Below are 13,437 nucleotides of genomic sequence, written 5' to 3' on the forward strand. Positions count from 1 at the left end.
ATGAATATAACAATTTGTTTGGTCGCTTATGCCCAAAAATTCACGGAAACAGAATCTTTTGCATCACTTGTCAAACTTAGTGATGCAATCAAAAAAAAGCTCAATGTCATTGTATTTGATAACGGAGCTATAGACTATTCAGAGATAAAGCTTTCCCCTCTTTTTCATTCACTCACATATCTTTATAATCCTAATCCTAAAGAACGAGGGACCCGTATAGCATATGAGACTTCTCTCTCTTTGTCAAAAGACGAATGGCTGATGTTGCTGGACGATGATACCTTACTTACAGAAAGCTATATGCTTACTCTGTTTTCTGAGTTAGAAGGTGAAGAAAGAGAGAGTGACATCGTTGCTTACTGCGCGAAAATATATGATGGCACAACACAGATTTCTCCCACAGCAAGTGAGACTTTGGACATGCTCCTCTACCCAAGAGAAGCGGGTGTCTATCACCAAGATATTTCTGGAATATCCAGTACGCTAACGCTGAACGAGTCTTTCCTTGAACAAATCGGTGGTTTTACAAAAGAGTTTCCTCTTGACTATCTGGACCATTGGATCTTTTCAAAAATCATTTCGAGTCATAAAAAGGTCAAGGTGTTGCAATGTAAGCTTAGCCATAAGCTATCAGTTCAAGATTTATCCAGTCTGTCAGAGGAAAGATTTCATAGTATTTTTAGCAGCGAATATCGATTTTACAAAGCCTATAAGCCCGACTTGCTCTGTCAACTTAAAAGAAAATATGTTAAAATGATTCTGAAAGGTCTTTTGAAAAGAGATTCTGGAATCAGATGGAAGTACTTGATTAAATTAATGTTACAAGTGAAAAAGACAAATCCAAGACTAAGAGAGGAATTTCATAGATTTGACTAACAAAGCAAAAATTCTTCTAATCATTCCTGCGTATAACGAGGGAGAAGGCATTGCAGAGAATATCAAAAAAGTAGAAAATTATATTAAAAGTTCTTTTTATGACTTAGATTATGTAGTCATAAATGATGGTTCGACAGATAACGAAGAAGAAGTGCTGAAAGAGAACAAGATTAATCATGTTGAACTCATTCAAAACCTTGGAATTGGTGGAGCTGTACAGACAGGATATATGTATGCCTATAGAAAGGGTTATGATATCGCAGTCCAATTTGATGGTGATGGACAACATGATATCGAATCACTTCCGCAACTGATAGACCCTGTTATAAATAACCAAGCAGATTTTACTGTTGGTTCAAGATTCCTTGATGAGAGCAATTCAGAGTTTAAGTCTTCAAGAACACGTCAAATTGGAATTAAGATTTTGTCCACTTTGATTCGTTTCACATCAAAGATACGTATAATGGATGTTACCAGTGGCTATCGTGCAGGGAATAGAAAAGTTATTGAGCAATTTGTGAAAAGGTATCCTCGGCAGTATCCAGAGCCAGAAAGCTACATGCATCTTTTTGCCAAAAATATTCGTGTAAAAGAAGTAGGGGTAAGAATGTTTGAACGAACTACGGGGACATCTAGCATAAGCCTTTTAAAAGGTGTAAACTATATGATTAGTGTTTCGTTGTCCATTTTAGCAACGTCACTATTAGGGAAGGGTAGAAAATGATGCCGTTACAACTACGAATATTAGCGATTATTCTAGCAGTTTCATTCTTTTTTTATACGATTCATCTTGTTAGAAAAGATAGAGCAGAAATTCGACACATGTTGAAATGGCTGGTTCTAGCGTTAGTTATTCTGTTTGGAGCGCTTTTTCCAGAAGTAGGAAGTGAAGTAGCACATTTCTTTGGTATTCAAACTCTTACAGCATTATCTTTGTTTATACTGGTGAGTATTTTACTGATAATTGTTTTGAAACATCAGATGTCTTTAATATCTGCCGAAAAGCAAATAAAAAATTTAGTTCAAGAAATATCACTACTTAAGAAGAATGTGGAAGAAGTGGAAAATAAGAATGATTCAAAACAATAATATTTTAATCACTGGTGGGGCAGGGTTTATTGGTTCATCTTTGGCTAATAAGCTTCTTCCTAACAACAAGGTTACGGTTATTGATGACCTCTCAATGGGAGATTTTTCTAACCTAAATAGCTCGAGTAATTTAATAAAAATAAAAGGCTCTGTAACGGATAAAGATCTGCTTGAGAAAGTATTTGACGAAAATGACTTTGATTATATCTTTCATCTTGCAGCAGTGGCCTCTGTAGCGGATTCAGTTGCTCGTCCATATGAAACTCATCAAGTCAATTTTGATAGTACAATGGCGATTTTAGAGATTCTACGGAAAAATAAAAAATCGATCAAACGTTTTATTTTTTCTTCAAGTGCAGCGGTTTATGGAGATGAACCGACTCTTCCAAAACAGGAAGAAAGCATCATTCGTCCTCTAACACCTTACGCGGTTGATAAATTTGCTTCGGAAAGAATGGTCATGGTCTATAATAACCTTTACAAAATTCCGGCAAGTGCAACGCGCTTTTTCAATGTCTATGGTCCGAACCAGAATCCTAATTCCCCATATTCAGGTTTTATTTCGATTTTGGTGGATCGCCTGAAAAACCAGAAACCTTTGACAATTTTTGGCGATGGTGAGCAAGCAAGAGATTTTGTCTATATTGATGATGTTCTCCAAGCGCTGCTTCTTATTGCCACATCTGACCAATCTTTAGGCCAAGTGTACAATGTTGGGACTGGAATAAAGACGACTTTGAATGATTTGATTCGCTTTTCCCAAAGCAATTTAGGCAAAGTGGTAGATGTCAAATATGCTGAACCAAGAGAAGGCGATATTAAACTTTCAATCAGTAACATCCAAAAATTAAAGAAAATAGGATATAATCCAAAGTATAATCTCGAAAGTGGAATGAAGAAATACTTAGATTATGAATTTCACAAATGAAAAACGAGTTTAAATCAGGAATATTTTTCACGGCAATTGCTCAGTACAGTACCGTAGTTGTACAACTCATCCTCAATATGGTGCTTTCACGGCTATTGACCCCTGAGCAAATAGGGATAGTAACTACGGTACAAGTGTTAATTTTATTTTTCCAACTCTTAACTGGTACGGCTATCGCACCAGCAATTGTGCAAAATAAAGAGTTGAAGCTTGAAGATTATGGAGTGATTTTTAATTATACAATCTTAATTGGCGTGATTACCTCTCTATTTTTCGGAGTTGTTGGTGGCTTTACATTATCAACAATTTTCAACGACCCAATCTATATTCCGATCAGTTGGTCAATGTCACTTATAATTCTTACTGCAGCGATGAACCAAGTGCCTAATGGTATCCTCAGTAAGGAAAAGAGATTTAAGGCAATCAGCCTTAGATTGGCTGGGGCAAGCATAATTAGCGGGGTAATGGGTATAACTGCTGCATTAATGCATGCTGGGATATATTCATTGGTAATCACCTTTACGATGATTGAAGCAATCATACTTGTGTTGAATTTACGACTGGTAGATATTAAGTTTACAAGGTCAATGCATCTTGGCCCAATGAAGAAAATCTTTTCATTTGTAAAATATCAAACGAGCTTTTTATTATTAAACTACTTTTATCGTAACTTCGATAACCTACTTGTAAGTAAGTTTTTTGGCGCCAAGCCCTTAGGAAATTATTCAAGAAGTTATCAATTGCTATCACTTCCGATAACTGTATTCTTAAGTGTCGTCAATCCTGTTTTACAACCTATTTTGGCCGAACATGAAAAAAATGTCCCTTTAATAAGAGATACATATTTAAAAATTAGTCAAATCCTCGCCTTTATCGCTATTCCGGTATCTGTTTTCTTTTCACTCAATGCTGAACCCATCATTTACTTGCTGTTTGGGAATCAATGGGGCGGAGCAGTCGTGCCCTTGAAATTTTTAAGTTTGAGTATATGGGCACAGATGCTGGCACAGATGATGCCAGCGATATGGCAGGCAAGAAATCTTGTGAGGATCCAATCCTTTAATGGGATAGTTTCTTTAGGAACTATTTGCATAAGCATCATAGTTGGAATTTCCTTTGGTTCAATAGATACTGTGGCAATTGCAGTTTCCATCTCTTATATCATTAATTTTATTATTTCAGGAAGTTTGTTAATGAGTCGCGCACTTGAAGGGAAGTTTCGTCTAATAGTACGAAATCTCATCAAACCTTTCATTCTGGGAATACTACTTTATGCAGTTTTATATTTCACACAAGATTTTACTAATATTTTAAATTCCTTTGTTACCCTTCTTGTGAGAGGAAGTATTTGGCTAGCTTTGATTGTAGTTTTCTTGTACTTCTCTGGCGATTTGAAAAATATAAAACAATTGGTGAAAAATAATGAATAAAACAGTTGCGATTTTTAATGGATATTACCTGCCTCATTTAGGTGGTGTCGAACGCTATACCTACAATGTTAGTAAAAAACTGCACGAGCGGGGCTATAATGTCATTATAGTGACGACTCAGCATAGTGATGATTTGCTTAACGAAGAGGTACAAGATGGAATAAAAATTTATCGTCTTCCTGTAAAAAATATTTGGAAAAACAGATATCCATTTTTGAAAAAGAACGCCTTATATCATTCTTTAATAAAGAAAATTTCATCTGAACCCATTGATTATTATATCGCCAATACTCGTTTTCACCTTCCTGCCTTGTTAGGAACTGAACTGGCAAAGAAAAAAGGAAAAGAAGCAATCGTTATCGAGCATGGTTCGTCCTACCTTACCTTGAACCAGCCCATTTTAGATTTATTTTTACAAAAAATTGAGCATTGGTTGATAAAGAAGGTGAAGAAAAATACTTCCCTTTTTTATGGTGTATCCAAGGAAGCTTCTGAATGGTTGAAAACTTTTAACATACATGCAAAAGGTACACTTCCTAATGCAGTCTCCATTGAAGAGTATAATAACCAAAAGATAGAAAAAGTCCAGGATAAGATTGTTATTTCCTATGCTGGGCGATTGATTCCACAGATGAAAGGCGTTGAAATATTGCTTTCGGCTTTTGAAAAGCTTTCAAAAGAACGAGAGGACTTGGAACTGATTATAGCTGGTGATGGTCCACTATTAAAGGATGTTCGGACACAGTATCAACAAGAAAATATAAAATTTTTAGGACGACTCCCTTATGAGGGCGTACTAGAGTTAGATGCGAAATCGGATATTTTTGTTCTGATGTCTCGGAGTGAAGGTTTTGCGACAGCAATGCTTGAGGCAGCCATGCTAGAGAATGTTGTAATTGCAACTCCAACTGTCGGTGGAGCACGAGATATTATGCCAGATGAAAGTTATGGCTTTATTATCGAAAACAGTGAATCTGCACTACTTCAAACGCTGAGAAAAATCATTGCGGATAAAGAAGAGATGAGACGCATACAGAAAAAAGTCTCTAAGAATGTGGTAGAAAACTTTACTTGGGAACAATCAGCAGAAGCTTTCGTAAAAGTTTTCAAAGAATTGGACGAGAAAAAATGAAAGAGATAACTCAAGAAGAACTTCGTGAAATACAGCTTGACCAACTGGCTTATATCGATACTATTTGTCGAGAAAATGGTATTGAATATACTTTAGCTGGCGGCTCTTTGATTGGAGCTATGCGTCATGGGGGCTATATTCCATGGGATGATGATATTGACATCGAGCTTACACGATCAAACTATGAACGCCTCATTAAGATTTTGATGGAAAAACTCCCAGATGAGAGATATGCTCTTCTTTACTATAAAGTCAGAGAAACTTATCTTCCTTTTGCAAAGTTATATGATACACGTACAACATTTGAAAGTAAAATTGATAATTTGAATAGAGGAACAGGAGTGTTTTTAGATATTTTTCCGATGGATATTTTACCGGATGATGCGGAAGAACGAAAGCAGTTTAAAAAAGAGTTCTTGAAAAAAGCCGTTCGATTAACGGCTTCAAATCCTCATGGTTTAGACTTTGCCAGTGCAAGCAGAAAACTTTATTTTTGGGGGAAGTTGATTTTGTGGATGCCGCAGCATCTCAAATACCGTGGAAAATATCGAACTTTAGCTGAACAGTTAGATCTCTTTATGCAAAAATACAATAATACAGATAACAATCTAGTCTCATATCTGTATACTGGTTATAAAAATGCAATTTTTCCTAAAAAAATCTGGGAAGAATATGAAGATGTAAAATTTGAGCATTTGATTTCTCGAAAACTGAAAGATCATGATGCTTATCTCTCCCGTCAGTATGGCGATTATATGAAATTACCCCCAGAAAATGAGAGAGTAAATCATGAATACTATAAATGGTTTTGGAAGGATAAATCATGAAATTTAGCATTATTATCCCAGTTTATAATTCGGAAAAGTATATCGAAAAATGCGTATCCAGCATTACTCAGCAAACACATCAAGATTTAGAGATTCTTTTAATAGATGATGGTTCAACAGATAATTCTGGAAATATATGCGATGAACTATCAAAGGCTGATTCCAGAGTGAAAACCATTCATCAAGAAAATGGAGGGACATCAAAGTCTAGAAACACAGGTTTAAAAGAAGCCACGGGCGACTATATTATGTTTATGGATAATGATGATTTATGGTCGACTAAAGATGGTTTGGCGGCTATAAACAGCCAACTTCTAGAATCTAAGGCTGATGTTTTAATGTTTGATTCTGCAATTGAACGTAATGGAAACGTAGATCATGTAGGAGAATCTAATTTTTCAAGAGATAGAGTATTAAAACAACCTACAGAAGTCGCTTTGAAAGAATTAATTGTAGGGAATAAATTGGTTCGAGCTGTTTGGACAAAGGTAATCAAAAATGATTTAATAAAAAAATATCATTTGGAATTTCCAGTAGGAATGAGAAATGAAGATACAGCTTTTACAGCAGATTTAATTGCTGTAGCTCAAAGCTACGACTGGTACAATTATCATTTTTACACTTGGATTAAAACAGGAGTGAGTCAAACTTCGCAAAGAGTCTCTCTTCAAAGTATGAAGGATTTAGAAGAAATTTTGGTTGCTAACTTCGATAGAGCTTCAAAAATAGAAAATAAAGAAATAAAAAAAGCTTTTTTATCTTATTTGGCCTATCCATATGTAGTTCTCTTAGGGCAAGCTAAAGAATATCAGAAACAAGATAAAACGGCGAGTCTCCAAATAATAAAAAACTTGGAACAATATAAATTTATCTTAAATATTGAGGGGCATCCCACAGTCAAAAAGATAAAATACATTTATAAAATATTTGGATTCAAAGTAGTCGTCCACCTTTTAGGAAGAGAAATGAATAGAATATACAGAACACAAGGAATTTGACATGGGATATAGTTTGACAATTCTGACCCCTACATACAATAGAGCATATGTCTTACCCAAGCTTTATGAAAGTTTAACAGGGCAGACCAATCTGGAGTTCACATGGTTAGTAGTCGATGATGGAAGCAGTGATAATACAGAAGAGCTAATCAACGAATTTATCAAAGAAGAAAAGATAAAGATTGTATATATTAAGCAAGAAAACGGTGGAAAGCACAGGGCTCTAAATACAGGAGCTAAAGCGGTTACTACTGATGCTGTATTTGTTGTAGACAGTGATGACTACTTGACTTCTGATGCAGTGGAAACAATTCTTAGCTCATGGAATATTGTAAAAGAAAACAAGCTTATGGGAATCAGCCTTTTACGAGGCTACAGTGAAACAGAGGTAATAGGGGAAGAGTTTCCTGAGAACTATCTCATTAAAAATTTCAATGAGGTCAGGTATAATATGGGGATAAAAGGAGATAAGGCAGAAATCATAGATGCTGAAATTATGAAATCAAGCCCATTTCCAGATATCCCTAGCGAACGCTTCATGAGTGAAGGAGTGGCTTGGAAAGAAATGGCTAAAAAGGGCGACTCACTCTTCATTAATAAGATTATCTATATCACAGAGTATCTTGAAGATGGCTATACAAGTTCTGGCAGAATGCTACTCATCAATAATCCACTTGGAGCCATGCTCAATGCAAAGATGGCGATGACAGATGAATTTACTCTAAAAGTTCGCTTAAGAAATGCTCTCCTGTACATTGCTTATGGCTACGTTGCGCATAAGAGTAGAAAAGAGATTGTTCAAGAAAGTGGTCAGAAAGCCCTTGTTCAGTCATTACTCCCATTTGGTTGGTTGTTTTACCGGTACTGGAAGTTTAAATATAAATTTTAAGTATAGGAATTGAAAGGAAAAAGAATGAAAACAGTCTTAGTTGCAGGAACATTTGATATTATACATGAGAGTCATATCAATATGCTTAAAAATGCGCGTAATCTTGGCGATCGCTTGATTGTTATGGTTTCTACGGATGAGTTTAACTGGAATGAAAAACAAAAACGAGCTTATCAGGAGTATGATACGAGAAAATATATTTTAGAAGCAATACGCTACGTTGATTTGGTTGTGCCAGAACAGTCATGGGATGATAAAGCGCTCTATATTGATATGTTCGATGTCGATATTTTTGCCATGGGAGATGACTGGCGGGGCAAATTTGATAGCCTTAAAGAACAGTTTCCAAATTTGAAAATAATGTATTTTCCACGTGGAAAAACATCTTCTTCTAAAATAAAAAAAGACCTTTGGGAAATGTATCAAGAAAAAGAAGAATAATTCGTAGGTAAAAATGGAGAGCTCATGTTAGAAAAAAATCTACCCATATTAAAAAGAAAGATGCCATACATACTTTTTTGTACGTTTTTTGGCCTCCTTTTTTTGAACATGCTATTTGCCCCAGTAAAAGCACAGGCTGCACAAGTAGAGAAATTATCGACTAGAATTGAAGTGAGCAATAACGGGACACCTGTCATAAATACTTCTTTCAGTGCTTTGAATGTTGAGGTTGCTATGCAGCAAATCAAGAAGGGGGAGTTTTCACAAAGCTTTCTTGAGGGGGGAGCATGGAAGACCTTTCTTCAAAGTGCTCCAAAATGGATGAAAGTTCAAGGAGATGAAGTTCTTTTTGATAATGGTTTGAAGTTTGGCCCAGGAATTATACTTAATGATGCAGATGCTAGAAAAATAATGAATAGTATTCTGGTTTCTAATGGGAAAGCTATTATTGAGCAGTTAAACTTAGAGACATCAGATGTACCAGAATCTCCAGTAGCTTTTTATCAGCCAGGCAAATTTACAAATAAATTTACCAATCAAAAAGGAATTGCAGAGACAACGTTGTCTGCAGGATTAACGGCTGTTTTAGATGCCCAGTTGAACTATGTCAAGTTGATTGATGTGCAGAACAACAATCAAACTTTTTCCATTGATTTGGAGAATACGAGTCCAGACTTGAAATTTAATTTGCAAAGTGTAACCCCAGAGGAGAAAACCACTTTTGGTCAGTATGTTGTCTCATTGGATCAGAGTTTGGAGTACCATCTTATCATCAACCGGAATCTGCTACACACGACAGATTCAGTGACGTTGTCCCTGCCTGCCAATTCTCAACTTGTTGTGGATTCCATCGAGAGTTCAAATCCTGAGGTAAAAATTACTCCCAATCTCCTTGCCTTTGATGAAAATACTGCAAGTGGTCCCTCTCCTGTTGTTGCTGCAACGGTAGGGTTTAGTGAGGGTTTGAATCAAGATGTTGTGGTCATAGTCAAGACACATATGAATAAAGCATTGATTTCAGCGGCAAACCCGCTTGAACTCAATCTAAGTTTGCAGGCAACCACGACTCAAAATGGAAATGGTATCCAGCTGGCGACCACTCCTGATTTGGTTACTTCGGGTATTAATTTTGCGATGATTGACGGTGAAAAATTATCTTTGGCTTCCGGTGCAGAATATGTTTTGGGGCGCGAGAGAGGAGAGGTAAAAGAGATATACTCACCCGATGGTTCTTGGAGAGAAGTGCAAGACTTAGACAGCAATCTTTCTTCCATTGCTGAAGTCATTAAGGGAGGACAAAGATACACGATTGCATCAGGGAGTGGAGCAATCCCTCTGGCTACGACTCGGTTTAACTTTGACTTAGACAAGAACAGAGCTATCAATCGCTCCCTTATCCAAATATATGGCTTGAGTAAGGGTGAAAAGTATTTTCTATATCAGATTAAGGCCGCACAAAACTATACAGAGAACAATAAGATTCATTATTTTGATGTGGATTATTCTACTCGAATTTCAAAGAATGGAACTTCAATCAGTGAAAGCACGGTTTCAAAATCCAATACGGCTCTGCCGACACTTAATGGGAGTATCCCAGATTTTGCGGCAGGAGAAAATGAATACCATCCGTTATTGATTAGTGATGCTCCTGTAAGAAAAATAGATGTGCTAAAAAAGATAGTTATTAGTGTTGTGGCTTTTATCCTTATAGGTGCTGTTTCTGTTTTTGCTGTTATTAAATATTTGTAAGGAGATTATATGAAAACTAAAGAATTTGATAAGGTTGAGAAAAATCTCCATAAAATTTATTTTGTTGTAGCGGTGATAATCAGTAGTGTTCTTTCCATCGGGATGCCTTTGTTTAGTGAACCGGATGGCCAATGGCATTATTCGGTGAGTTCAAATATTGCACATCTCAGCAATGATTTGTCTGCCTATGGTGAACCCATAGGAACAGGTACGGATGTTCAGGAAGCTGCCTATCAGAGGGGCGATTGGTTTGAAAAGTACTTTGAAAATCAAATTGTAAAAATGCCGATAGAGAAAATTCCAAGAACAAGTTCTATCCCGCCGGTCTTAAACTTTAACTTTCTAGGTCATGCCATCCCGGCTTTTGGTGTCTGGCTAGGTTATCATATTTATCCATCTGTTGGTGTTATGGTCGTCGTTGGGCGTTTGGTTTCTAGTTTAGTTGCTAGCTTTGCGATTTGCATGATTATTAAGTACTTGAAACGAGGGAAGTTACTTTTTATGGCGCTTTCCCTGACACCAGTTATCGTAGCTACGACGGCAAGTTTATCTTATGATACACTTTCTTATATTGCAGCATTGCTGGTCTTCATGATTACGATTAATGTCTATGAAGCTAAACGTATGACTTGGAAGTACGCACTTGCGATGCTTGCCACGACAGTTTTTGTTATGATAGGGACAAAAACAAACATAAAGATTTTAGTGGCTCTTTTTCCACTCGTTGCTTTTGTATTATTTCTTCAACGTCGTAAAGAGCTAGGAAAAAGTAGTTTTCTTAACTTGAACCGCAGAAGTCTTGTGATTTTGAGTGTTACCGGTACGGCATTGCTGGTATTGGCTTTGGCTGCTGTTTTCACTTTTAAACCTAGTTTATTGTTTTCAGCTTACCGCATTATTATTAATTTCATGGTGAATCTAGCACCGGGTCTTTCAACGAATAATATATTTATCGGCTTGCTTGTCTCACCTTACCCAGGTTACAATTACATGCCTTATTGGGTAGCAGGAGCATGGTATATTCTCCTAGTGCTTGTTATGCTGTCCGAGGAGAAGTTTGTAAAATCAAAATTATTAAGTTTTGGAGCTTTGGGGCTTTTTCTAGCCAATTTTTTAGGTGTTTATCATGGATTTTTGACATTTTTGGGAGCAGGCTATAATCCTGCACCTAATAACATCGTGGCAGGGGCAATCTATGGTCAGCAGGGCAGGTATTTTACGCCATTTATTCCCTTACTTGCCTTAGGATTGTCTAATACAGCTCTTCCACTCAAAATATTGTCCAAACGTTCAGTCCTATATTTGACTGTCGGGCTTGCTTTTGTTTCTAACTTTATCTTAATTTTTGCTACCTTGTTTGGCATCTATTATCTATAGCAAGAAGAAAAGTAGAACTAAAAATTGCTTTTGGGTTCCTATAAGTAAAAACGCTTAACCATGTGCACAAACATGCCAAGGTTAAGCGTTTTTTCTATTATCGTAAAGTATTGTAAAAGCGATTGATAAAGGCTGCCATCTCTCCACGAGTGATGCTGGCATCAGGTCTGAATGTGGTAGGCGTATAGCCTGTTGTGATTCCTTTTGACTTCAACCAGTTGATGTCATTTTTGAACATGTTATTGTTTATATCTGTGAAAGGTGAGCTATAGGTTCCTGAAGCTGGTGCTTTCCCCATAGCTTTAGCTGTACGATGCAAGAAGGCTGCCATTTGTCCACGGGTTACATTTCCATTTGGATTGTAGTGTGGTATCGTACCATTTGAAATATTTGCTGCTGTCAACCAAAGAATTTGGTTTTTATACTGGTTGATATCCGTATAAACATTGAATGGAGGTGTATAGCCTGGAGCTCCAGCTAAACGGTGAAGAAATACAGACATCTCTCCGCGAGTGACATTTGCATCGGGATTATATGTAGTTGGTGTGTAACCTGTGGTAATCCCAACACTATAGTTCCAGTTGATGTAATTTTTGTAAATGGAGTGAGAGATGTCTTTAAATGGAGAAGAACCTGGATTTTTAACAGGAAGATGAACAAATTTCACTGAAATTCTTGGAAGCTCTCCGCTGCTAAAAATATTTGCATAATCAATGCTTACATCCAAAGGGCTGCGTTTACTAAAGTTTGTAAAGTACATTTGGCTTGTATATTGCCATGCGCCAAACTGTGTATTTTGGAGATTAGAGGCACTAGGTTTTCCGTAAAGATACTGGGCAATCCAGAGATTTTTTGCGCCCAATTTTTTTGGCTCCATTTGACCGGTTCCGTCAACAGCCCAAGCTTTTGAAGTGTAATGACGTGTGGTAGCAAAGCCTTGTTTTTTAAGCTGATCTGCAAAATTCTGTGAGGCAATCGTCCAATCCCAGTAAGGCATACTGCCGACACTGCCAGCTGGAACATATTCAGCATCGTTAATCATGACAGTGCTCGCTGGAAGTCCATATTGTTTAGCGATTGAAGCAAAGAAATTTGCTTCTGCTCGAGCTGTATTGTTTACTGTAGCTTGAGCAGTTCTGCCCGACTCAGAAAAGTGAGAGAAATGATAAACGGCAATTACAAGTCCAGCCCTTTGTGCCATTTGGATATGTGATTTGGCGTAGGGATTGACATAATTTGTACTTTCGGTCAGTTTGACGATGACTGTTTTAACCCCTTGTGCCTTTAACTGATTGAAGTCACTTTGGGTCATCCAAGATTGCCAAGAAGCAATATCAACCGCATCTTTACGCGGCAAGCTTGCATCATTGGAAACAAGATCTGAAGGGGCATTTCTTAGATTTGTTTGTTCACTTTCTCTGGCAACTGAACGACGAAAACGGCTTGCATTTTTAGGAATATCTGCTTCTTCAGAGAGTTCCTCTTTAACAGTTTGCCCATCCTCATCAACAGCAGCCAAGTTTCCTTGAGCATCAAGAGGTGCTGCCATAGGGTTTTCGGCTGTTTGTACTTCGGCATAGTAGCCCATTGGGTGGTTATCTACCGGAACTTCAGCAATTTCTGCCTTGACTGTGTGGCCAGCAAGAATGCTGAAACATATTCCGGTAAAAACGGCTGCTTTTTTTATGTTAATCATTTTTT

13 protein-coding genes are annotated in these 13,437 nt (G+C 37.0%); 12 read left to right on the forward strand and 1 reads right to left on the reverse strand.

The features are described from left to right. The 12 genes from ACGHCK_RS02960 to ACGHCK_RS03015 are packed head-to-tail and all read left to right on the forward strand — an operon-like array spanning position 1 to position 11,736. Complete coding sequence (locus ACGHCK_RS02960; protein WP_251420321.1) at positions 1 to 876, forward strand: glycosyltransferase; 876 nt, start codon at positions 1 to 3, stop codon at positions 874 to 876. After that, a complete protein-coding gene (locus ACGHCK_RS02965) occupies positions 869 to 1,600 on the forward strand; it encodes a glycosyltransferase family 2 protein (protein WP_202229682.1) in 732 nt (243 codons plus the stop codon). The genes ACGHCK_RS02960 and ACGHCK_RS02965 overlap by 8 nt, the downstream gene beginning before the upstream one ends. Next, positions 1,600 to 1,965, forward strand: a complete 366-nt coding sequence (locus ACGHCK_RS02970; RefSeq protein ID WP_202229758.1) for a DUF2304 domain-containing protein — start codon at positions 1,600 to 1,602, stop codon at positions 1,963 to 1,965. Before ACGHCK_RS02965 ends, ACGHCK_RS02970 begins: the two co-directional genes overlap by 1 nt. Further along, positions 1,949 to 2,893, forward strand: a complete 945-nt coding sequence (locus tag ACGHCK_RS02975; protein WP_251420319.1) for an NAD-dependent epimerase/dehydratase family protein — start codon at positions 1,949 to 1,951, stop codon at positions 2,891 to 2,893. The genes ACGHCK_RS02970 and ACGHCK_RS02975 overlap by 17 nt, the downstream gene beginning before the upstream one ends. Further along, a complete protein-coding gene (locus ACGHCK_RS02980; protein ID WP_271327889.1) occupies positions 2,890 to 4,323 on the forward strand; it encodes a lipopolysaccharide biosynthesis protein in 1,434 nt (477 codons plus the stop codon). The genes ACGHCK_RS02975 and ACGHCK_RS02980 overlap by 4 nt, the downstream gene beginning before the upstream one ends. Continuing rightward, a complete protein-coding gene (locus ACGHCK_RS02985; RefSeq protein WP_251420317.1) occupies positions 4,316 to 5,455 on the forward strand; it encodes a glycosyltransferase family 4 protein in 1,140 nt (379 codons plus the stop codon). The genes ACGHCK_RS02980 and ACGHCK_RS02985 overlap by 8 nt, the downstream gene beginning before the upstream one ends. Next, positions 5,452 to 6,282: a LicD family protein gene (locus tag ACGHCK_RS02990; RefSeq protein ID WP_202229690.1), complete on the forward strand. Its 831-nt coding sequence runs from the start codon at positions 5,452 to 5,454 to the stop codon at positions 6,280 to 6,282. Before ACGHCK_RS02985 ends, ACGHCK_RS02990 begins: the two co-directional genes overlap by 4 nt. Further along, the gene (locus tag ACGHCK_RS02995) at positions 6,279 to 7,280 is read left to right on the forward strand and encodes a glycosyltransferase family 2 protein (RefSeq protein WP_251420314.1); all 1,002 of its coding nucleotides are present in this window, start codon (positions 6,279 to 6,281) and stop codon (positions 7,278 to 7,280) included. The genes ACGHCK_RS02990 and ACGHCK_RS02995 overlap by 4 nt, the downstream gene beginning before the upstream one ends. A gap of 1 nt (position 7,281) precedes the next feature. Further along, positions 7,282 to 8,169: a glycosyltransferase family 2 protein gene (locus tag ACGHCK_RS03000; protein ID WP_202229694.1), complete on the forward strand. Its 888-nt coding sequence runs from the start codon at positions 7,282 to 7,284 to the stop codon at positions 8,167 to 8,169. Between the two features lie 24 nt (positions 8,170 to 8,193). Further along, positions 8,194 to 8,610 carry a glycerol-3-phosphate cytidylyltransferase gene (tagD, locus tag ACGHCK_RS03005; protein WP_251420313.1) on the forward strand — a complete coding sequence of 139 codons (417 nt, stop codon included), beginning with the start codon at positions 8,194 to 8,196 and terminating at the stop codon, positions 8,608 to 8,610. 24 nt (positions 8,611 to 8,634) lie between these two features. After that, a complete protein-coding gene (locus ACGHCK_RS03010; RefSeq protein WP_271327890.1) occupies positions 8,635 to 10,359 on the forward strand; it encodes a surface protein in 1,725 nt (574 codons plus the stop codon). A 9-nt stretch (positions 10,360 to 10,368) separates the two neighbouring features. Next, positions 10,369 to 11,736: a DUF2142 domain-containing protein gene (locus ACGHCK_RS03015; protein WP_202229700.1), complete on the forward strand. Its 1,368-nt coding sequence runs from the start codon at positions 10,369 to 10,371 to the stop codon at positions 11,734 to 11,736. 97 nt (positions 11,737 to 11,833) lie between these two features. On the opposite strand, the gene ACGHCK_RS03020 is transcribed toward ACGHCK_RS03015, so the two are convergent. Continuing rightward, positions 11,834 to 13,432, reverse strand: coding sequence for a GH25 family lysozyme (locus ACGHCK_RS03020; RefSeq protein ID WP_202229702.1), 1,599 nt, complete (start codon positions 13,430 to 13,432; stop codon positions 11,834 to 11,836). Positions 13,433 to 13,437 lie beyond the last annotated feature (5 nt).

The organism is Lactococcus muris (genome assembly GCF_042849115.1).
GTDB classification, from domain to species: domain Bacteria; phylum Bacillota; class Bacilli; order Lactobacillales; family Streptococcaceae; genus Lactococcus; species Lactococcus muris.